Origin of the sequence: Methylopila capsulata (assembly GCF_016907975.1) — a bacterium.
Lineage (GTDB): Bacteria > Pseudomonadota > Alphaproteobacteria > Rhizobiales > Methylopilaceae > Methylopila > Methylopila capsulata.
Genome location: NZ_JAFBCY010000001.1, coordinates 913,047 through 933,771 on the forward strand (window position 1 = coordinate 913,047; position 20,725 = coordinate 933,771).

At 69.4% G+C, this 20,725-nt stretch carries 21 protein-coding genes; 7 read left to right on the plus strand and 14 right to left on the minus strand.

The features are described from left to right. Positions 1-54: 54 nt before the first annotated feature. Positions 55-1,971 (minus strand): 1-deoxy-D-xylulose-5-phosphate synthase, encoded by a 1,917-nt coding sequence (gene dxs / locus JOD31_RS04355; RefSeq protein WP_204949052.1) that lies wholly within the window; start codon positions 1,969-1,971, stop codon positions 55-57. A 203-nt stretch (positions 1,972-2,174) separates the two neighbouring features. Here dxs and JOD31_RS04360 point away from each other — a divergent pair, with 203 nt between their 5' ends. Continuing rightward, complete coding sequence (locus JOD31_RS04360; protein WP_204949053.1) at positions 2,175-3,371, plus strand: extensin family protein; 1,197 nt, start codon at positions 2,175-2,177, stop codon at positions 3,369-3,371. Positions 3,372-3,381: 10 nt separating this feature from the next. Here the strand turns inward: JOD31_RS04360 and JOD31_RS04365 are convergent, their stop codons facing one another. Beyond that, positions 3,382-3,900: a hypothetical protein gene (locus JOD31_RS04365; protein ID WP_204949054.1), complete on the minus strand. Its 519-nt coding sequence runs from the start codon at positions 3,898-3,900 to the stop codon at positions 3,382-3,384. Between JOD31_RS04365 and JOD31_RS04370 the strand changes: the two genes are divergently transcribed. Next, a complete protein-coding gene (locus JOD31_RS04370) occupies positions 3,899-5,281 on the plus strand; it encodes an aminotransferase (RefSeq protein ID WP_204949055.1) in 1,383 nt (460 codons plus the stop codon). The two genes, JOD31_RS04365 and JOD31_RS04370, sit on opposite strands and share 2 nt — an antisense overlap. 98 nt (positions 5,282-5,379) lie before the next feature. On the opposite strand, the gene JOD31_RS04375 is transcribed toward JOD31_RS04370, so the two are convergent. From JOD31_RS04375 to JOD31_RS04385, 3 genes are read right to left on the minus strand one after another with little or no spacing between them, the layout of a single operon-like run. Next, a complete protein-coding gene (locus JOD31_RS04375) occupies positions 5,380-6,714 on the minus strand; it encodes an ATP-binding protein (protein ID WP_204949056.1) in 1,335 nt (444 codons plus the stop codon). Further along, positions 6,711-7,421 (minus strand): response regulator, encoded by a 711-nt coding sequence (locus JOD31_RS04380; protein WP_204949057.1) that lies wholly within the window; start codon positions 7,419-7,421, stop codon positions 6,711-6,713. The genes JOD31_RS04375 and JOD31_RS04380 overlap by 4 nt, the downstream gene beginning before the upstream one ends. Positions 7,422-7,423: 2 nt before the next feature. Continuing rightward, positions 7,424-7,969: a MarR family winged helix-turn-helix transcriptional regulator gene (locus JOD31_RS04385; RefSeq protein ID WP_204949058.1), complete on the minus strand. Its 546-nt coding sequence runs from the start codon at positions 7,967-7,969 to the stop codon at positions 7,424-7,426. A 274-nt stretch (positions 7,970-8,243) separates the two neighbouring features. Here JOD31_RS04385 and JOD31_RS04390 point away from each other — a divergent pair, with 274 nt between their 5' ends. Further along, positions 8,244-9,146: a branched-chain amino acid aminotransferase gene (locus JOD31_RS04390; protein ID WP_204949059.1), complete on the plus strand. Its 903-nt coding sequence runs from the start codon at positions 8,244-8,246 to the stop codon at positions 9,144-9,146. A 71-nt stretch (positions 9,147-9,217) separates the two neighbouring features. Here the strand turns inward: JOD31_RS04390 and JOD31_RS04395 are convergent, their stop codons facing one another. The 7 genes from JOD31_RS04395 to JOD31_RS04425 all read right to left on the minus strand — a co-directional run bounded on the left by JOD31_RS04395 (position 9,218) and on the right by JOD31_RS04425 (position 14,526). Further along, a complete protein-coding gene (locus tag JOD31_RS04395; protein ID WP_204949060.1) occupies positions 9,218-9,865 on the minus strand; it encodes a hypothetical protein in 648 nt (215 codons plus the stop codon). A 98-nt stretch (positions 9,866-9,963) separates the two neighbouring features. Next, the gene (locus JOD31_RS04400) at positions 9,964-10,422 is read right to left on the minus strand and encodes a molybdenum cofactor biosynthesis protein MoaE (RefSeq protein WP_204949061.1); all 459 of its coding nucleotides are present in this window, start codon (positions 10,420-10,422) and stop codon (positions 9,964-9,966) included. A gap of 6 nt (positions 10,423-10,428) precedes the next feature. Continuing rightward, positions 10,429-10,680: a molybdopterin converting factor subunit 1 gene (moaD, locus tag JOD31_RS04405; protein WP_020184419.1), complete on the minus strand. Its 252-nt coding sequence runs from the start codon at positions 10,678-10,680 to the stop codon at positions 10,429-10,431. Beyond that, the gene (gene pgsA / locus JOD31_RS04410) at positions 10,677-11,318 is read right to left on the minus strand and encodes a CDP-diacylglycerol--glycerol-3-phosphate 3-phosphatidyltransferase (protein ID WP_246482320.1); all 642 of its coding nucleotides are present in this window, start codon (positions 11,316-11,318) and stop codon (positions 10,677-10,679) included. Before pgsA ends, moaD begins: the two co-directional genes overlap by 4 nt. Positions 11,319-11,409: 91 nt before the next feature. Further along, on the minus strand, positions 11,410-11,697 hold the full coding sequence (locus tag JOD31_RS04415; RefSeq protein WP_204949062.1) for a hypothetical protein: 288 nt from the start codon (positions 11,695-11,697) through the stop codon (positions 11,410-11,412). A 43-nt stretch (positions 11,698-11,740) separates the two neighbouring features. Beyond that, a complete protein-coding gene (gene uvrC, locus JOD31_RS04420; protein ID WP_204949063.1) occupies positions 11,741-13,729 on the minus strand; it encodes an excinuclease ABC subunit UvrC in 1,989 nt (662 codons plus the stop codon). Positions 13,730-13,773: 44 nt separating this feature from the next. Continuing rightward, positions 13,774-14,526 (minus strand): SDR family oxidoreductase, encoded by a 753-nt coding sequence (locus tag JOD31_RS04425; protein WP_204949064.1) that lies wholly within the window; start codon positions 14,524-14,526, stop codon positions 13,774-13,776. A gap of 384 nt (positions 14,527-14,910) precedes the next feature. Between JOD31_RS04425 and JOD31_RS04430 the strand changes: the two genes are divergently transcribed. From JOD31_RS04430 to JOD31_RS04445, 4 genes are all read left to right on the plus strand, one after another. Next, entirely contained in the window at positions 14,911-15,609 is a 699-nt protein-coding gene (locus JOD31_RS04430) for an outer membrane protein (protein ID WP_246482321.1), read from the plus strand. Between the two features lie 243 nt (positions 15,610-15,852). Next, positions 15,853-16,497: an outer membrane protein gene (locus JOD31_RS04435; protein WP_204949065.1), complete on the plus strand. Its 645-nt coding sequence runs from the start codon at positions 15,853-15,855 to the stop codon at positions 16,495-16,497. A 277-nt stretch (positions 16,498-16,774) separates the two neighbouring features. Further along, positions 16,775-17,446 carry an outer membrane protein gene (locus JOD31_RS04440; protein WP_204949066.1) on the plus strand — a complete coding sequence of 224 codons (672 nt, stop codon included), beginning with the start codon at positions 16,775-16,777 and terminating at the stop codon, positions 17,444-17,446. Positions 17,447-17,650: 204 nt separating this feature from the next. Next, complete coding sequence (locus tag JOD31_RS04445) at positions 17,651-18,235, plus strand: outer membrane protein (protein WP_204949067.1); 585 nt, start codon at positions 17,651-17,653, stop codon at positions 18,233-18,235. On the opposite strand, the gene egtD is transcribed toward JOD31_RS04445, so the two are convergent. Together egtD and egtB are read right to left on the minus strand one after the other, a co-directional pair. Further along, positions 18,232-19,191 carry an L-histidine N(alpha)-methyltransferase gene (gene egtD, locus JOD31_RS04450; RefSeq protein WP_204949068.1) on the minus strand — a complete coding sequence of 320 codons (960 nt, stop codon included), beginning with the start codon at positions 19,189-19,191 and terminating at the stop codon, positions 18,232-18,234. The genes JOD31_RS04445 and egtD overlap by 4 nt on opposite strands. Beyond that, positions 19,191-20,456: an ergothioneine biosynthesis protein EgtB gene (egtB, locus tag JOD31_RS04455; RefSeq protein ID WP_204949069.1), complete on the minus strand. Its 1,266-nt coding sequence runs from the start codon at positions 20,454-20,456 to the stop codon at positions 19,191-19,193. The genes egtD and egtB overlap by 1 nt, the downstream gene beginning before the upstream one ends. Positions 20,457-20,725: the final 269 nt, after the last annotated feature.

Consider the following 20,725-nt stretch of genomic DNA (forward strand, 5'->3'; position numbering starts at 1 on the left):
GCCGGGTCGGAAGATCCCGCCGTTGAACGTCTTGGAGACCGCAGAGGCCGGACTCTACGCCCTCAGCGCCGCCCGCGCTTCGCGGCCGAGCGCCAGCAGCGCGGTCGCGGCGATCGTCTTGGCGTCGAGGCCGGCTTCGGCGAGCTGAAGCTCGGGCTTGTCGTGGTCCTGGAAACGATCCGGCAGAGTGAGCGTCCGGATCTTCAGACCGCGGTCGAGCGCGCCCTCGGTCGCGAGCAGTTGCAGCACCATGGCGCCGAAGCCGCCGGTGGACCCCTCCTCCACCGTCACGAGCACCTCATGCTCGCGGGCGAGACGGAGAATGAGATCGCGGTCGAGCGGCTTCGCGAAACGGGCGTCGGCGACGGTTGTGGACACGCCGCGCAGGCCGAGCTCCTCGGCCGCCTCGCGCGCCGCGGCGAGCCGCGGCCCAAGCGACAGCAGCGCCACGGTCGTGCCCTCGCGCACCACGCGTCCGCGTCCGATCGGCAGGGGGTGGCCGCGCGTCGGCATCTCGACGCCGACGCCTTCGCCGCGCGGGTAGCGAAAGGCGCTCGGGCCCTCGTCGTAGTCGGCGGCGGTCGCGACCATGTGGACGAGTTCGGCCTCGTCCGCCGGCGCCATCAGAACGATGTCCGGCAGGCAGCCGAGATAGGCGATGTCGTAGGCCCCGGCGTGGGTCGCGCCGTCGGCGCCGACGAGGCCGGCGCGGTCGATTGCGAAGCGCACCGGCAGCTTCTGGATCGCGACGTCGTGGACGACTTGGTCGTAGGCGCGCTGCAGGAAAGTCGAATAGAGCGCGCAGAAGGGCTTGAGGCCTTCGGTGGCGAGGCCCGCCGCAAAAGTGACCGCGTGCTGCTCCGCGATGCCGACGTCGAAGGTGCGGGCGGGAAACGCCTGCGCGAACAGGTCGAGCCCCGTGCCGCCCGGCATGGCCGCGGTGATCGCGACGATCCGGTCGTCGTCGCGCGCCTCCGCGATCAGGCTCTGGGCGAAGACCTTGGTGTAGCTCGGGGCGTTTGCGACGGCCTTGGCCTGGGCGCCGGAGACCACGTCGAAGGCCGAGACGCCATGGTACTTGTCGGCCGAGGCTTCCGCCGGTGCGTAGCCCTTGCCCTTCTGGGTCACGACATGGACGAGGATCGGTCCCTGGTCCGCGTCGCGCACGTTCTTCAGCACGGGCAGCAGGTGCTCGAGATTGTGCCCGTCGATCGGGCCCACGTAGTAGAAGCCCAACTCCTCGAACAGCGTGCCGCCCATGGCGAGGCCGCGGGCGTACTCCTCCGCCCGCGCGGCGCCGCGCTCGACGAACTTCGGCAGGCGCTTCGCGAGCCCACGCCCGATCTCCCGCAGCGAGAGATAGGTGCGGCCGGAGACCAGTCGCGCGAGATAGGCCGACATGGCGCCCGTCGGCGGGGCGATCGACATGTCGTTGTCGTTCAGGATGACGATCAGGCGCGAGCCTGCGGCCCCAGCGTTGTTCATCGCCTCGTAGGCCATGCCCGCGGACATCGCGCCGTCGCCGATCACGCAGACGACGCGGTTGTCCGCGCCCTTCAGGTCGCGCGCCACGGCCATGCCGAGGCCGGCCGAGATCGATGTGGAGGAATGCCCCGCGCCGAACGGGTCGTATTCGCTCTCGGCGCGTTTGGTGAAGCCGGAGAGCCCCCCGCCCTTGCGCAGGGTGCGGATGCGATCGCGGCGACCGGTCAGGATCTTGTGCGGATAGACCTGGTGGCCGACGTCCCAGATCAGCCGATCGGTCGGCGTGTCGAACACGTGGTGCAGCGCGACGGTCAGTTCGACAACGCCGAGACCGGCTCCGAGATGGCCGCCGGTGACGGACACGGCGTCGATCGTCTCGCGGCGCAGTTCGTCGGCGAGCTGCGGGAGGCGGTCTTCGGGGATCCGCCGCAGGTCCGACGGAACATGGACGGCGTCGAGCAGGGGCGTCGCGGTCGGCTCGGTCACAGCGTGCGTTAACCTCGAGATTGAGCTTCGAGCGTTACACCACCGTCAGAATGCGCGCAAACAGCGGTCGGCTCCGACCAAGGGAGGAGGGAGCCCGCCGCATGGGCCTCGCTTTGCAACCTCCGCGACAGCACGCGGCCGGCCGTTCTCCAGGGATTGTGCCAAGCGTCTTGCCCAACGCGCCGCCGGGCGGTTATCGTCGCATGATGAAGAGCTTCGGCCGAAGCTGCCTCCTCGTCGCCGGCGCCGTGATTGCGCTTTCGACGCTCCCGGCCGCCCCCCAGGCGTTCGCCGCTCCGCGCAACAGCGGTTCGGTGTTCTCGGAATTCCGCCTGCCGTGGTCACAACAGCGCAAGCCTGTTCGCCGCGCCAAGCGCGAAAAGCCCGCGGCGGCGCCTGCGCGGGCCCGGACCGCCACGCCGGTTCCGAAGCCCGCGCCGGGTCGCGCCCCGGAACCGGAACGATCGCCACCGCCCGCCGCAGCTGTGGCGGCCGCGCCGGTGATCGCGCCGCTCGTCGCCGCCGCCTCACCCTCCGACGCCGAGGCGACCGAGAGCGCGTCGCGGGTTGCGGACTTCGTGGCGATCCGTCTCGCGCCGACCCCCGAGGCGCCCCCGCTCTCCCCTTTGCCCGATCCCGAAGCGCACGCGCGCGCGGAGGTGACGGAGGTCGCGCTTCCCACGGGCCGGCCGGCGCCGGGCGTTCCGTTGCCGCCCGAGCGCGCGCCTGAGCCGACCGTGGTCGCGATGATCCCCCGCGCGCCGCTCGACGGTCCGCCTCTGCCCGCGCCACCCGACGCCGACACCCCGCCGCCTGTCGCCGCTCCCTCATCGGATGCTCGCGCGAAAGACGCCGACTGCGCGGCGCTGGAGCGGGAAGGCGCGATTTCCAAGCCGCTGCCGCCGATCCTCGGCCCCATGTCCTGCGGCGCCCCGCTGCCGGTGGAGCTGTCAGGGGTGAAGCTGAAGGACGGGAGCACCGTCGCGATCAAGCCGGCGGCGATCCTGCGCTGCGAGACGGCGCGCGCCGTTACGGCCTATGTCCGCGACGACCTTGCGCCCGCCGCGGAAAAGGCCGGACCGAAGCTGACGGAGATGCGCACCGCGTCGTCGTTCGTCTGCCGGGGCCGAAACAACCGCCGGAACGCCAAGATGAGCGAGCATGGTCTCGCCAACGCCGTGGACGTATCAGGCTTCGGCTTCGCGGACGGCCAGGAGCGCGACGTCTATGACGAGGCGCTGCCGGCACCGTTCGCGGCCGCGGTGCGTGGCTCCGCCTGCGCGCGGTTCATGACGGTGCTGGGCCCCGGCTCCGACGGGTTCCACGAGGATCACCTGCATCTCGACCTGAGGAAGCGGAAGAACCGCGGCGGCCGGCTCTGCAGCTGGCGCGGCGGCTGACGGCGACCCGTCAGCGCAGTCCTGCGGTGCTCGCCACAGCGTCGGTGCGGACCGCGTTGGCCACCGTCGCCAGGACCTGCCGGCGCTCGAACGCGTCCTGCGCGAGATTGAACCAGTGGCGCGCCAACGGAACACGATCGCAGACGAGGCCATGATCGGGACCGAGCGTCCGGTCCGCCCGCGCGATCACCTCGGCGCACTCCTGCGGGGAGCGCACGTCGATCCGTTTGTGTTCCGGGAATCCGCCCGAGTACCCGCCATCGGCGAGGTAGGTCACATGGCTGAGCGCCGCATAGCCTGCGAACGCAAGGGCAGCGCCAACGAGTGCGAGCCGCATCGTTTTGAGACCGAAATGACGGAGTGCGATCGAGCGGTAAAACGCCGGACTTCGACTATCGTTCCAGTTAATTTCGCCGAACGCGAGCACATTTTTTCGGCGCCGCGGCATGCGCTCGCCGCGCTTCCACGCGACGCTCGAATTTCCTATGCGTGAGGCGTCGGAAATCGCCGATTGGGAGAGACGCGCCATGCTGACGAACCTTCAGGCCCGCGACGTCGCGACCGTTCTCCATCCCTATTCGAACCTGGCGACATTGCCGCGACAGGGCACCCTCATCCTGGAGCGGGGCGACGGGGTCCACGTCTACGACACCGATGGCAAACCCTATCTCGAAGGCATGGCCGGCCTCTGGTGCACGGCGCTCGGACACGGCCGGCAGGAATTGGTCGAAGTCGCGGCCGAGCAGATGTCGAAGCTGCCCTTCGCGCACCTGTTCTCCGGCAAGAGCCACGACCCGGCGATCGCGCTCGCCGAAAAGCTCAAGGAGCTTGCGCCGACGCCGATTTCCAAGGTGTTCTTCTGCAACTCGGGCTCCGAGGCCAACGACACCCAGATGAAGCTCGTCTGGTACGTCAACAACGCGCTGGGCCGGCCGCAGAAGAAGAAGATCATCTCGCGGATCAAGGCCTACCACGGGGTCACGATCGCGAGCGCGAGCCTGACCGGCCTGCCGAACAACCACATCGACTTCGACCTGCCGATCGCAGGCGTAAGGCACGCGGCCTGCCCGCATCACTACCGCTTCGCCCATCCTGGCGAGAGCGAGGTCGACTTCGCGACCCGGCTCGCGGCCGAACTCGACGCCCAGATCGAAGCGGAGGGGCCGGACACGGTCGCGGCGTTCATCGCGGAACCGGTCATGGGCGCCGGCGGGGTCATCGTGCCGCCGGAGACCTACTACCCGAAGATCCAGGAGGTTCTCGAGAAGCACGACGTCATGCTGATCGCCGACGAGGTGATCTGCGGCTTCGGGCGGCTCGGCGAATGGTTCGGCTCGACCGCCATGGAGATGAGCCCCGACACGATCTCGGTCGCGAAGGCGCTGTCCTCCGCCTACCTGCCGATCGCGGGCGTGATGATCCCGGAGTGGATAGACGAGGCGCTCATCCGCCAGAGCGAAAAGATCGGCGTGTTCGGCCACGGCTTCACCTATTCCGGACACCCGGTCGCGGCGGCGGTGGCGCTGCGCACGCTGGAGATCTACGAGCGCGAGAACATCATCGGGCATGTCCGCGGGTTGATCCCGCACTTCCAGGCGCGACTTCAGGCGCTGGCCGATCATCCGCTGGTGGGCGAGGCCCGCGGCAAGGGGCTCGTGGGCGCGGTCGAGGTCGTCGCCGACAAGGCGACCAAGCGGGCCTTCGGCCCGAAGCAAGGCGTCGCGCCGAAGGTCGTCGCTCTTGCGGAGCAGGAAGGGCTGATCGTCCGCGCCATCGGCGACGCCATCGCGGTGTGCCCGCCGCTCGTGATCACCGAAGCGCAGGTCGACGAACTGTTCGACAAGCTCGCGAGAGCGCTCGACCGCGCCGAGGCCTGGGCCGGCGAGGAGAAGCTCCGCACGGCGGCGTAAGCCCCGTCAGGCGGCCGCGCCGGAGTGAGCGAAGACGGCGTGACCTCGTGTCCCGGCCTTGAACCGGCACACGATGTCTTCGAAGCGCGGCCAGCGCTTTAGGCCGGCACCCGCACCACCGCCCTCAAGCCGCCGAGCGGGCTCGACTCGAGCGTGACGTCGCCGCCATGGCTGCGGGCGATGTCGCGGGTGATGGCGAGGCCGAGTCCGGTGCCGCCGTGGTCCTGGTTGCGCGCCTGATCAAGCCTGAGGAACGGCCGAAACACCTCCTCGCGCTTCTCGAGCGGGATGCCCGGGCCGTCGTCGTCGATCCGGATCTCGAGCGTTCGGCCGTCGTTGATCGCCTGGATCGCGATCCGCGTGGAAAAGCGCGCCGCGTTGGAGACGAGGTTGCCGAGGCAGCGCCGGAAGGCGTCGGGCCGCACCACGGCGGTGTCTGGGCCGTGGCTCTCCACGCTCGCCCGCACGCCGGAGGTCTCCACCGCCCGCTTCAGTTCGTCCAGCAATCCCGGCACGTCGGTGGGCGACGGCGCCTCGCCTGCGTCCCCGCGCACGAAGGCGAGGTAGGCCTCCAGCATCCGCGACATCTCATCGACGTCGCGGTTGAGATCCTCGATTTCGGGCGTCTCGTCGAGCAGCGCCAGTTGAAGGCGGAAGCGGGTGAGCATGGTCCGCAGGTCGTGGCTGACGCCCGCCAGCATGGTGGTGCGCTGCTCGATCTGACGTTCGATGCGGTCGCGCATGTCCAGGAACGCGCGGCCGGCCTCCCGCACCTCGCGGGCGCCGCGCACCTTGAAGTCCGGTCCCGCCCGGCCTTTGCCGAAGCTCTCGGCGGCGGCGGCGAGCGCGAGGATCGGGCGGATCTGGTTGCGCAGGAACAGGATCGCGACGGTGATCAGCACCACCGAGGCTCCGACCATCCAGACCAGGAAGATGTGGCTATTGGAGGCGTAGGCGAGATTGCGCCGGGCCAGGACCTTCATGGTGGCGTCGGCCAGCGTCACCCGGATTTCCACGAAGTTCGACCGGCCGACGGTGTCGATCCAGAACGGGCGCTTCAGGCTGTCCGCGAGCTGGCTGGAGAGCGCCTCGTCGATGATCGAGAAAAACGGCCGCGGGCGTTCCTGCGGCAGCGGCTGCGACGGCAGGAACTCCACCTGCAACGACAACTCGTCGCGCGCGATGCGGGCGAGCCGCTCGTCGTTCTCCGGGGTCGGCTGGAGATCGTGAAGCCTCGCCAGGGCGGCGATGTCCTGCGCCACCGCCGAGGACAGCCTTTCGGTCACGAGTTGGTAGTGCCGTTCCAGGAACACGAAGGCGAGCACGCCCTGCAGCAGCACCATCGGCACGATGATGATGAGCAGAGAGCGGGTGTAGAGCCCCTTCGGCATCAGCCGACGCAGGAAGGTCCCCGTCGCAGCGGCCTCGCTCATCCGTCGGCGAGGAGGCGGTAGCCGAGACCCCGCACCGTCTGGAGCAACAGCGGATTCGCCGGATCGGCCTCGATCTTGCGGCGCAGGCGGGTGACCACGACATCGACCGCCCGGTCGCCCGGGGCCGCATCGTCGGTGGCGAGCGCCGAGCGCGGCACGGTCTGGCCGGGCCGCTCGGCGAGCGTCGCGAGCAGGTCGCGCTCGCGATCGGTGAGGCGGACGACCTCGTCGCCGCGCTTCAGCTCGCCGCGGCCGCGATGGAAGGAGAACTCCCCGAACACGACTTCCGGCGCGGACGTCGCGGCCATCGCGCCGGCCCGCCGCAGGATGCCGCCCACGCGCAGCAGCAGTTCCCGCGGATCGAACGGCTTCGCCAGATAGTCGTCGGCCCCGGTCTCGAGCCCCGCGATGCGGTCGTCGGCGTCCGACCGCGCCGTGAGCATGAGGATCGGCACGGGCGAGCGAGCGCGCACCGCGCGCGCGAGGTCCAGCCCATTCTCGCCCGGCATCATCACATCGAGCACCAGCAGGTCGAAGGCCAGAGCGTCGAGTTTCGCGCGCGCCTCGGCGGCGTCGCAGGCGGTGCTTACGCGGTAGCCCTTGCCGGTGAGGAACTTCTGGAGAAGCGTGCGGATTCGGGCGTCGTCATCGACGACGAGCAGGTGCGCGGCGTCGTCGTTGACGGCCGTCTCGGAGGAGGACGCCACGGTCAGGCCCGCCCTCCGCGGGGCCGCCCGGGCGTCGCGAGCCGCGCCACGGCGTTCCGCTCCTCGGGATCGACCATCGCGAACAGGAAGCGGCGCGCGGCGGCGCCGACGTCGGCGTCGCACCCATCGAGCGCCCGCGAGATCCGCTCGGTCTGAAGATGCGCGAGCTTCAAGGCGAGCGCGTCGCCCCGCTCCGTCACGAACAGCAGCCGTTGGCGGCGGTCGGACGCGCCCTCGCGCTGGATGACGAAGCCCTGATCAATCAGCTCGCGCAGCACCCGGCCGAGGCTCTGCTTGGTGATCTTGAGAATATCGAGCAGCTCCGTGACGCGCAGGCCTGGGTTGCGGTCCACGAAGTGCAGGACGCGATGATGCGCGCGCCCGAACCCATAGGCCGCCAGAGCCTCGTCGGCGTCGCGCACGAAGTCGCGATACGCGAAAAACAGAAGCTCGATCAGGTCGTAAGCCGGCGCGCCCTCCGGGCCGATGGCGCGCGCGGCGGCGGGGCGCTGAGTCGCGCCGGACGCCTCGGTCGTTACGTCAGTCATATTGACTTATCCCGATCAGTTCGTTACACACCCTGCCCAATCCGCGAAAGGAAATTACCGTAACCAATCCCCTGAACGCGGATCATTGCGCGACCGTACATCGGGCCGGGCGTTCCCTGAGGATAGCCAGTCCGCTCGCAGGGCGCAAAATGCGGAAGGCTTGAACGCTCGACTTGACCGTCGCAGCGTTCGGGCGCACCTCGAACGGCAGAGATTGAACAGCCTTTATTGCGCCGGTTTCGAGCCGGCGAGCGATTGCCAAGGAGCGATTGTCATGGCCGACGCACAACCTTTCGACATGCGCGACGGCGTCATTTGGTACGACGGGGCCTTCGTCCCGTGGGCCGACGCCAAGGTTCACGTTCTGACGCATGCGCTGCACTACGCGAGCGCGGTGTTCGAAGGCGAGCGGGCCTATGGCGGCGTGATCTTCAAAATGCGCGAGCACAACCAGCGCCTGGTCGAAAGCGCGCGGCTGCTGGATTTCGAGATCCCCTACACCGTCGAGGAGATCGACCGGGCCTGCGAGGAGACGCTCGCGCGGCAGGGCTTCTCGGACGCCTACATCCGCCCCATCGCCTGGCGCGGCAGCGAGATGATGGGCGTCTCCGCCCAGCACAACAAAATCCACCTTGCGATCGCCGTGTGGCAGTGGCCGAGCTACTTCGACCCGGCCCAGCGTCTGAAGGGCATCCGGCTCGACCTCGCCCAGTGGCGCCGCCCGGACCCGCTGACCGCGCCGTCCAAGGCCAAGGCGACCGGCCTCTACATGATCTGCACCATGTCGAAGCACGCCGCCGAGCGTAAGGGATACGCCGACGCGCTGATGCTCGACTGGCGCGGCCAGGTGGCGGAGTGCACCGGCGCGAACATCTTCTTCGTCAAGGACGGCGTCATCCACACCCCGACGCCGGACTGCTTCCTCGACGGCATCACCCGCCGCACCGTCATCGGCCTCGCCAAGGCGCGCGGCATCGAGGTGGTCGAGCGCGCGATCCTGCCGGAGGAGCTGTCGGGCTTCGAGCAGTGCTTCATCTGCGGCACCGCCGCCGAGGTCACGCCGGTCGCCGAGATCGCCGACTGGCGCTTCACGGTGGGCGACATCACCAGCACGCTGATGAACGACTACATGGCCGCAGTGCAGCCGTCCGCACCCAAGGCCGTCGCCGCAGCCTGAGCTGTCGCGACACGCGAAAAAGCCCGCGGACCGGCCGGTTCGCGGGCTTTTTCGTTCGAAAATCCAGAGCCTTACGCGCGAACGCGCGCGGCGGCGACGCGGCGGGCGAGCTTCGCCTCGACGCTGTCGACGCCACGGGCGGCCTCGGTCGCCTCCACGAGCTGGGCGATCCGCCCCGGCTCCGCGGCGATGACGATGGCGAGCAGGGATCCGGCGTCGTGGGCGATCAGGGCTGCGCAGCGCGCCAGCACGGCGGCGCTCGGGATCATCGTCGCGAACCACAGCCCCGGGATCGCATGCAGCCCCTCGCGGGGCAGCGTCAGGTGCGCGGCGCTCAGGCCCATCGTGAGGCAGGTCGAGAGCGCGTAGAGGCCGGAGAGCGCGGCGAGATAGGTCAACGCCTTGTCGAGGCCGAGCAGGCTCTCGCCCTTGTGCAGCACGCCCCAGGCGAAGCCGGCGGCGCTCATGGCCGCGATCAGGCCCCAGGAGGCGGCGGCCACGAGCGCATAGAGCGCCGCGGTCTCCGGCCGTCCGGCCTGCCGCAGCGCGGCCAGACGGGCGGTGGTGGTCTCCGGCATGAGCCAGGACACCTGCTGTGCGTAGTTCGACAGCCCCTGCCCCAGGTTCTGGCCGGCGGCGAGGACGAGCAGGGCCGCGATCACCGCGTAGCCGCAGACGATCAGGGTCGCGCTGGCGCGAAACGAGAGCTTGCCGGTCATCGCAGGGTTAACCCGAAAGGCGCGCCGCGCGACAGCGCGGTTAACATCCGGTTAACTCTAACGCGGTTCGAACGCCCGGCAAGCGGGGTTCGAGCCTCTCAGCCGCGGCTCCAGCGCTCGGCCGCCGCGTCGTCGGCGTCCTTGGCCGCGACCCATCCCGTCCCGGCCGCCGTCTCCTCCTGTTTCCAGAACGGCGCGGAGGTCTTGAGGTAGTCCATCAGGAACTCGGCCGCCGCGAAGGCCGTCGCCCTGTGGGCCGACAGCGTCGCGACCAGCACGATGGGCTCGCCCGGACGGATCCGCCCGTAGCGATGGACCAACAGGGCGTCGACCAGCGGCCAGCGGGCGCGCGCCTCCGCCTCGATCCGCTCGAGCTCCGCCTGCGCCATCTCGGGATAGTGCTCGAGGATCAGCGCCTCGAGCGGCGCCCCGTTGTCGGCGCGGTCGCGGCAGAGTCCGGTGAAGGTGACGACCGCGCCGACTCCGGCGCGGCCCTCGCTCAGCCGCGCGACCTCCGCGCCGGAGTCGAAGGGCTCGCTCTGAAGACGGACCGTCATGACGGCTCAGCCGCCGGTCATCGGCGGAAAGAACGCGATCTCCCCGGCGCCGGCGATCGACGCGTCGGGCTTGGCGTGGCGCTTGTCGATCGCGGCGCGGATCGCGGGGCCGGCCGCGAAGGCGCGCTCGTAGTCCGGGCCGCGCCCGCGGAGCCAGTCGACCAGCTCGGCGACGGTCGCGACGCCGGCCGGCGCGTCGACGTCCTCTTCGGCCAGCCCGACCCGCTCCCGCACCCAGGCGAAATACTTCAGCTTCACTCGACGGGGTCCTCCAGCACGTAACGCAGCCCGGCCTTGAAGTAGTCATAGCCGGTGTAGAGCGTAAGGACCGCGGAGAACCACAGCAGCCCAAGGCCGACCGCCGTCACGCCGGGAATCACCTTGTCGCCCGCGGCGCCGGCGAGCAGGAAGCCGACCGCGACGAGCTGCGCCGTGGTCTTGTACTTCGCGAGGTTGGTGACGGGCACGCTGACCCGCAGCTCGGCCAGGAACTCCCGCAGTCCGGAGACCAGCACCTCGCGGCACAGGATCACCATCGCCGCCCACAACGTCCAGCCGTGGACCGTGCCGTCGGCGGCCAGCATCAGCAGGCAAGCCGAGACGAGCAGCTTGTCCGCGATCGGGTCGAGCATCCGCCCGAGCGGCGACTGCTGCTGCCAGGCGCGCGCGAGGTAGCCGTCGAGGAAATCGGTGATCGCCGCCAGGGCGAACAGCGCGAGCGCCGTCCAACGCCAGGCGTCGCCGCCGACGAAGAGGCATCCGACGACCGCCGGCACCGCTGCGATGCGGCCGTAGGTGAGGATGTTCGGCAGGCTGAGCGCATGCCGCCGCGACGCGTTGTCGCCGCGGCGCACAGCGGCGGGACCGACGGGTTCGAGATGGCTTTCGGAACTCATAGATCGGCGCCGGCATGCTGACGGGTCAGGCGGCGACACGACCACGCGCGTCCGCGGGCGTCAACACGGGAGCGTCGGCGGACGTCGCCGGTCACGCGCGGTTCCGCCGACGCAGGCCGACCAGGGTCAGCGCGCCCGCGGCCAGGCCCAGCAGCGCCCACTTGAACGGCAGGAGATCGGCGGTTTCGGACCGGATCGGGAGCACGGCGACGGAGCCGGGACGGGTCTCGACGCCGGCCTGGCCGGCGGCCTTCGCCGCGGCGATCTGCTGGGGCGAGACCGCCCAGTCGGCGCCGCGGGTCTGGTCGTAGATCATCGCGCCCGCCCCGACCGCGCAGGCGACGAGGAAGGCGGCGGCCAGACGGAGCCCGAGGGTCATGGAACGGTCCTTTCATTGAGCGCGCGGGGCTTTGCGAGAATGGTCAGCCCGCGTCGCCCCGAGCGTGGAAGAAATCGTAGATCGTCTTCGCCATGGCCTTGCTGACGCCCGGCGCCTTCTCGAGGTCGGACAGGCCCGCCCGGGCCACCGCCTTTGCGGTGCCGAAGTGGCGCAGCAGCGCGCGCTTGCGGGTGGGGCCGATGCCCGGCACTTCGTCGAGCGGATTCGCAACGAACTCCTTGGAGCGCCGCGCCCGGTGCGTGCCGATCGCAAAGCGGTGGGCCTCGTCGCGCAGGCGCTGGACGTAATAGAGCACGGGGTCCCGCGGCGGCATGCGGAACGGCTGCTTGCCTTCGAGAAAGAAGGTCTCGCGCCCCGCCTCGCGGTCGACGCCCTTCGCGATGCCGACCAGCGGCACGCCCTCGAGCTCGAGCTCCTTCAGCGTTTCACGCGCCGCCTTGAGCTGGCCCTGCCCGCCGTCGATCAGCACCAGGTCCGGCCACGGCGGCGCGCCCTCGGGCTTTCTGCCCTCGGCGTCGCGCGGCGATTCCTTCTGCAAGCGGGAGAAGCGCCGGCGCAGCACCTGCCGCATCATACCGGTGTCGTCGCCGGGCGTCAGGTCCTCCGGCTTGATGTTGAACTTGCGGTACTGGTTCTTCAGAAAGCCTTCGGGCCCGGCCACGATCATGCCGCCGACCGCGGCCGTCCCCATGATGTGGCTGTTGTCGTAGACCTCGATTCGCTGGGGCAGGACCGGGAGCTCGAACGCGGCCTGGACGCCGGCGAGCAGCCGCGCCTGCGTCGAGGTCTCCGCCAGCCTGCGGCCGAGCGCCTCCCTGGCGTTCGAAAGAGCCCGGTCGACCAGCTCCTTCTTCTCGCCGCGGGCGGGCACCGCGACCTCGACCTTGCGGCCGGAGCGGATCGTCAGCGCCTCGGCCAGCAGCGCCCGGTCTTCCATATCCTCGCTCAGCAGCACAAGCCGCGGCGGCTCCTCGGCGTCGTAGAACTGAGACAAAAACGACCCCAGCACCTCGCCGGTCTCCAGCGACTTGTCGGCCTTGGGGAAATAGGCCCGCGCGCCCCAGTTCTGGTAGGCGCGGAAGAAGAACGCCTCGATGCAGTGCTGCCCGCCCTCGGCGTGGATCGCGAAGACGTCGGCCTCCTCCACCGAGCGCGGGTTGACGCCCTGGTTGGACTGGATGGCGGCGAGCGCGGCCAGCCGGTCGCGGTAGACGGCGGCGCGCTCGAAATCGAGCGTCTCCGAGGCCTGGTCCATGGCGCGCGCCAGCTCGGTCTTCACCCGGTCGCTCTTGCCGGAGAGGAAGTCGCGCGCTTCCTCGACCAGCACGGCGTAATCCTCGAGCGCGATCTCGCCGGTGCAGGGGCCGGAGCAGCGCTTGATCTGGTGCAGCAGGCAGGGCCGCGTGCGCCGCTCGTAATAGCTGTCCGCGCAGGAGCGCAGCAGGAAGGCGCGCTCCAGCGCGTCGATGGTGCGCCCGACCGCGCCGGCCGAAGCGAAGGGTCCGTAGTAGTCGCCCTTGCGGGTGCGCGCGCCGCGGTGCTTCGCGATCTGCGGCGCCGGGTGCTCGGACGAGATCAGGATGTAGGGGAACGACTTGTCGTCCCGCATCAGCACGTTGAAGCGGGGGCGCAGCCGCTTGATCAGGTTCGCCTCGAGCAGCAGCGCCTCGGTTTCGGTCTCGGTCGAGACGAACTCCATCGCCGCCGTCTCGGCGATCATGCGGGCGATGCGGGTGTTGTGGCCGATGCCGCGGGCGTAGTTCGCGACCCGCTTCTTGAGGCTGCGCGCCTTGCCGACGTAGAGCACGTCGCCCTCGGCCGCGAACATGCGGTAGACGCCCGGCCCGTTCGGCAGGTGCTTCAGATGGGAGCGGATGACCTCGACGCCGCGGCGCAGGTTCTCCGGCGCGGCCTCGAGCGCCGCTTCCGCGGTCGCGCGCTCCTCGACAGGGAAAAGCTCGTCGTCGTCGAGCGCGTCAGGCTCGATCTGGGGGCGGTCGTCATCGGTCATGGAGCCGCCAATTTAAGCGACGGGAGGCGATTCCGCGAGGCGCCTCAGTCGTCGTCGCGATCCGGCGCGAGATGCTGGCCGCCGTCGACCGGCAGCATGACCCCCGTGACGCTCTCCGCCTCGAGCAGAAACAGTACGGCCCGAGCGATCTCGGCGGGCGTCGGACCCCGGCCCAGCGGGGTCGCCTCCGCCTGCCGGGCGAAGGCCTCCGCGGACTGCCGCGCGTTCGCGAGCGTGGGTCCCGGCGCCACGCCGACGACCCGGACGCGCGGCGCGAGCGCAAGCGCAAGCGTCTCGGTGGCGGTCAGCAGCGCGCTTTTCGACAGCGTGTAGGATACGAAGCGGCCGGTGGCCTTGAGCACGCGCTGGTCGATCACATTGACCACGCAGCCGCCGACGTTCGCGGGCAGTTGCGCCGCGAAGGCCTGGGCGAGAAACACCGGAGCGCGGAGGTTGATCGCCATCTGCCGGTCCCACGCGGCGACCTCGAGCGCGCCGATTCCATCCTCCTCGAAGATCGACGCGTTGTTGACCAGGACCTCAAGGGGGCCGCCGAGGGCTTCTGCGGTCTGCGGCACGAGACGCTCCAGGGTGGCCGGATCGGCGAGATCCCCGGCGACGACGGCCGCCCGGCCGCCCCGCCCGGCGATCCGCCGCGCCGTCGCCTCGGCCTCCTCGGCCGACCCATGGCAGTGGATCGCGACGGGGCGCCCCTCCCGCGCCATGGCTTCGGCGATCGCGGCGCCGATCCGCCTGCCCGCCCCCGTGATCAACGCCGCCCCGACGCCGTTCGCCATGCCGCACCATCCTCAAATCCGCGAACCCGGTTTCGGCTCGCTCGCTTTGCCCATCGTTTTACGACGCGCAGCTCGCCGCCGATCCTCTCCCGCCACGGGCGTGGACTCGTGTCCGACTCCCTCAGGAAAGCCGCCCACCGCGAGAGACTCAGGGCGCCAAGGCCGGTGTGGCAGGAACGTCACGACGGCCGCCGTCTTATTTCCGTCCACCGCCGGCCACATTCGGGTTTCGAAAGGGCCTCAAAGCGGCGTCACAAAAAACCTCGAACCGGACGGGATGCGTCCGGAACTTTTGGGCATGCCCCGCGTTCTCGTCGTAATCGGCGTTTGGGGGTCCTGGCTGCAGTCCGTGAAATGGGCCTGCGCCGCAGGAGTCGGGTGGAAATGAAGATCTCTTCCAGTCTCGGAAGCATCGCAATCGTGCTGGCGTCCGGCGGTTTCGCCATGGCGGCCGATATGCCGAGCTACGAGCCGACGACGGCGGTCGCCCCCGTTCCGTCGTTCAGCTGGACCGGACCCTACATTGGTCTGCAGGCTGGATATGGCTGGTTCGACGCTGACAACCGCGTGAACGGCGTGTCGCCCGGCTCCAAGCCTGACGGCGTCAGCCTCGGCGGCTATGCCGGCTACAGCTACCAGTTCGACAGCTCCCCGATCGTGGTCGGCCTCGAGGCCGACATCAATTGGAGCGACGCGGACGCTCGGCGGGCCACCGCCGGCTTCACCGGCGCGCCTGATGCGCGGATCCGGAACGACATTGGATACACCGGCGCGGTGCGCGGTCGAATCGGGTATGCATTTGATCGCTTTCTCGTGTATGGCGCTGGCGGCCTCGCTTTCGCCGACCACGAGATAAAGGCGCAGGGCGCCGCGGGCGGGTCCGACGACACCATCGCGATCGGCTGGACCATCGGCGGCGGCGTCGAGGCTGCGGTGACCGATAACGTCACCGCCCGCGTCGAGTATCGCTACTCCGATTACGGGACAGACACGTTCAGCGTGGCTGGGAGCCGTGTGAAATCTGATCTTTCCGAGAACCGGGTGATGCTCGGTGTCGGATATAAATTCTCAACCGGCTGGTAAGGTTTATCGGTCATTCGGTTGGGCCTGACCTGCGATTTCGTTTAGCAGGTAAAATCACTGGCGATTGATGTAAATCGTTGTCGGTTGTCACCACGCGTAGCTGTCCGTTTCGAGTAGAGGCTTTGGCCCGAAGATTGATCACTGTTGCAGTTTAGGCACTGCACTTCGGCGGCCTTTCCCCTTAAATGGCAGACACCGAGCCTGGATGCGTTCAGGCTGAACATCAGTAAGAGGGTACTCAAAATGATCCGTCGCTTCCTTCTCGGCGCTGCCTCGGCTGCAGCGGTCGTCGCCGTGGTTCCCGCCGCTATGGCTGCGGATCTCCCGGCCTACGAAGCTCCGATGGCCGCCGTCGCCGTGCCGTCCTTCACCTGGACCGGCCCGTACATCGGCGCTCAGGCTGGCTACAGCTGGGGCCGCACCATCAACCGCAAGGCTGATGGCCTCGTCGTCGGCGGCTACGCCGGCTACAACTATCAGTTCGACGGTTCGCCGGTCGTGATCGGCATCGAGACCGACTTCAACTACGCCGACATCGACGCCAAGCGCACCTTCTCCCGCGCCACGACGGACTGGAACGGCGCGACCCGCGCTCGCCTCGGCTACGCGTTCGACCGGTTCCTCGCGTACGGCACCGCCGGCGTCGCTTACGCCGACCGTGAGATCAAGGTGCGTGGCGCCGGCAAGGACGACACCACGGCCTTCGGTTGGACCGTCGGCGGCGGCGTCGAGTACGCTGCGACCGACGAGGTCTCGATCCGCGCCGACTACCGCTATGCGGACTACGGCAAGGACAAGTTCAACTTCAATGGCTTCGACACCAAGTCGAAGTACACCGAGCACCGCGTCATGGGCGGCGTGGCCTACAAGTTCACCAGCCCGTTCTGATAACGCCCGGGCGACTTCGGTCGCCCGGATCGTTCCTGAAAAGCCCGCGGCCTCGCCGCGGGCTTTTTTCGTGCGCGCGTTGCTTCGCAAATGCATGAAAGCCATGCTCGGCCGCAACAGCGATATCCTTTCACCCCGCGATAACCTTCACGCATCGCTAACGAATGGCCGCTACGGTCCGGTCAACGCCGGCAGAAACGCTGGCGCCTGAACCGTGTCGTTTCGCGTACGGACGCGCCCCTCATCCCGTCCGGTTGTTGAGTATCGAGGCCCCCCAATGATCCGCACCGTCATCGCCGCCGCAGCCGTCGCGCTCGTGGCTCCCGCCGCTTTCGCGGCCGACCTGCCCTACGAGAGCGCCCCAGCCGACTACGCCGCGCCGGCGCAGGGCTACAGCTGGTCCGGCGCCTATCTCGGCGCCCAGGCCGGCTACGGCTGGTCGAAGTCGAAGAACAAGAACACGCCCGACACCAAGCCGAACGGCGGGATCGTCGGCGCCTACGCCGGCTACAACTACCAGTTCGACGGTTCGCCCGTCGTCGTCGGCGTCGAGACCGACTTCAACTACGATGGCGGCGACGACCGCAAGAGCGGCGTGCGCACGACCATCCGCACCGACAAGAAGTGGAACGGCGCGACCCGCGCCCGCGTCGGCTACGCCTTCGACAAGTTCCTCGCCTACGGCGCGGGCGGCGTCGCCTACGCCGACCAGAAGGTCTCCGCCTCGAGCGGCGCCGTGGCCGGTCACGACAGCAAGACCGCCGTCGGCTACACCGTGGGCGTCGGCGCCGAGAGCGCGGTGACGGACAACGTCACGGCGCGCGTCGAGTACCGCTACACCGACTACGGCAGCGACAAGTTCAACATCGCCGGCACGAAGGTGAAGAGCTCCACCACCGAGAACCGCCTGATGGGCGGCGTGGCGTACAAGTTCAACAACATGTGGTGATCCTGCGCCGCTCCCGCAGCTCGACGGATCTCCGAACCCCCGCGCGATTCCCTCGCGCGGGGGTTTCTTTTTACGCCGCGCGCCTGTGTTAAGGTTCCGTTGACTCAGGGAAACTTTAGCGGCCGCAGCAAGCTTGCGTTAACCGAAAGGTCGCCTCGCGGAGGTATCCTGACGACGTCGCTGTCGCACCCGGATCCCCCGCCGATGCTGCTCCGCCTGCTGCCCCTGCCCGCGCTGATCGTTCTCGCCGGCGCGTCCCACGCCCTGGCGGCGGACGCTGCGACGGCGGCTGCGGGTCCCCCGGCGTTCGATTGGAGCGGGCCGCGGGCGGGGATCTTCGCAGGCTACGGATCGCTCGGCGGCCGCGGCGCGCTCACAGGCGCATCGGTCGGCTACGACTGGCGCTTCGACGACGTGGTCGTCGGCGTCGATGGCGGCCTGCTCGCGAGCGACATGGACACGCGCCGCGACGGCGGGCGCTACGAGGTCGAGGCGGCCGGCGAGATTCGCGCGCGCATCGGCTACGCCTTCGACCGATTCATGGCCTACGGAACGGTGGGCGCCGCCTTCGCCGCGACCGACTACGTCCGGGCCGGACGCCGCGACAGCGCGTTGCAGGCGGGCTGGCTCGTCGGAGCCGGCGTCGAGGTGCGGCTGTTCGACCGGCTCTCCGCCACCGCGGAGTACGTCTACGTCGATCTCGACCGGAAAACCTTCAACGCAGGCGGCGACGTCGGCGTCGACCCCTCGGGCGGCCAGGTGCGGGTCGGCCTGAACTACCGGTTCTAGGCCGCCCGCTTCAGCCCAACGACGGCGAACAGCCCGTCCGCGTCGCGCCACACCTCGCCCGCGCGCCAGCCCGCCTCCGCGGCGAGCGCCACGAAGGCGTCGACGCCATACTTGCGCGAGCTTTCGGTGTGGATCGTCTCACCCTCCGCAAAAGCGATCTCGCGTCCGGCGACCGCCACGACCTGCGGCGCGAGGCTCCTGATGTGCATCTCGATCGCCTGCTCCTCCGCGTTCCAGCGCGCCTCGTGGGCGAAGCGCGCGGGGTCGAAGGTTCCGTCGAGTTCGCGGTTGATGCGGACGAGCAGGTTCAGGTTGAACGCCGCCGTCACGCCGGCGGCGTCGTCATAAGCCGGAACCAGCCGGTCGAGCGGCTTCACCAGATCGACGCCCACGACCGCGCGGCCGGCGTCGCCGACATGGGCGCCGACCTGGGCGAGGAAGGCCACCGCCTGGGCCGGCGAGAGGTTGCCGATGGTGGAGCCCGGGAAGAAGCCGATGCGGCGGTTGAGCCGTGGCAGGTCCGACGGCAGGTCGAAATCGTCGGTGAAATCGGCGACCACCGGGCGGATTTCGAGCCACGGAAACCGCTGCTCGAGCCGCTCGGCGGAGAGCGCGAGAAAATCGCCGGCGATGTCGACGGGCACGTAGCTCGCCGGGTTGTCGAGCGCCGCCAGGACGATCTCCGTCTTCACGCCCGCGCCCGCGCCATACTCGATCAGCGTCGCGCGCGGCCCGCAGAAGGCCGCGATGGCCTCCGCCTCGGCCCGGAGGATCGCGGTCTCGGTCCGCGTCGGATAGTACTCGGGAAGCTGCGTGATCTCCTCGAACAGCTCGGAGCCGCGGTCGTCGTAGAGCCACCGGCTCGGCAGCGTCTTGGCGGGTTTGGACAGCCCCTCCAGCACGTCGGCGCGAAACGCCTCGCGCTGGGCGGCCTGCAGCGGCGCGCGATCCAGCATCAGATGTCCTCAGCCAGGCGAAGACCCGAGAACTGCCAGCGTTTGTCGGGTGGGAAGAAGTTGCGGTAGGTCGCCCGCGCATGCTCCGGCGGCGTCGCGACCGACGAGCCGCGCAGCACGAACTGCCCGCACATGAACTTGCCGTTGTACTCGCCCACCGCGCCCTCGGCCGGCTTGAAGCGGGGATAGGGCGTGAAGGGGCTGCGGGTCCATTGCCAGACCTCGCCGAACATCTGCTTGAGTCCCGGCTCGCCCGACGCCGGCCGCGGCCGGAGCCGTCGCGGGTCGGACGAGGGCGCGATCGAAAGCGACGCGGCGGCATGCTCCCATTCCGCTTCGCTCGGCAGGCGCTTGCCGGCCCAGGTCGCGAAGGCGTCGGCCTCGAAGTAGCTGACGTGGGTCACGGGGGCGGCGGGGTCGATCGGCTGAATGCCGCGCAGGGTCATCGACCGCCAGCCGCTGTCGCCCTCCTCCCAGTAGAACGGCGCGGCCCAGCCATGTTCGAGAATCTGCGCCCAGCCGTCGGCGAGCCACAGCAGCGGATCGCGGTAGCCGCCTTCCGCCATGAACTCCAGCCATTCGCCGTTCGTGACCAGCCGGTCCGCCAGCCGGAACGGCTCCAGCAGCGCGCGGTGGCGCGGCCCCTCGCAGTCGAAGGAGAAGCCGCGGCCGTCATGGCCGATCTCGACGATCCCGCCGTCGAACGAGATCCAGTCCGCCGGCGCCGCCTCCTGAACCGCCTCCGGCGCCGAGCCGTCGCGGTAGGCGGGGCGCACGGGGCTCTGGGCGAACAGGTGCAGGATGTCGGTGAGCAGAAGCTCCTGATGCTGCTGCTCATGATGGCAGCCCAACTCGACGAGTTCTTCCGCCGCGGGGTCGGCGTCGCCGTCGAGGAGCCCCTCGATCGCGGCGTCCACATGCGCCCGGTAGGCCATGATCTCGTCGAGCGACGGGCGCGTGATCATGCCGCGCTTGGGGCGGGGCTGCCGGGCGCCGATGGTCTCGTAGTACGAGTTGAACAGGAAGTTGAAGCGCGCGTCGAAGACGGCGTAGTCCGCTGCGAAACGCTTCAGCACCATGGTCTCGAAGAACCAGGTGGTGTGCGCCAGGTGCCATTTGGCCGGGCTCGCGTCCGCCATCGACTGGACGGTCGCGTCCGCGTCGCTCAACGGAGACGCCAGCCGGCGGCTGTGGTCGCGAACGCTCGCATAGCGCTCGTGCACGGCCGAGCGGGCCGCTTGGGCCCGCGCCTCGCTCAAAGCCATGAAGTCCTCTCGATCCTCGCCGATCGCGATCGTCGCCGCGTTTCCGTCAGAACGACTCCGCCCGCCGTGTCGTTCCTTCGTCTACGGATGGAAAGCCCGGCGGATTACGCTGGCAAGCGAGGTTTCCATTGTAACGAGAGACTGATCAGCGTCCGTCCGCACCCGGACGAGCGCTCCGGGACGAAACCGCCAGGACGCGACCCGGATACGACCTCAGCCTTCGTGTCCCGGCCCTGAGCCGGGACCCAGACCCCCTGCGGTTTTAGACC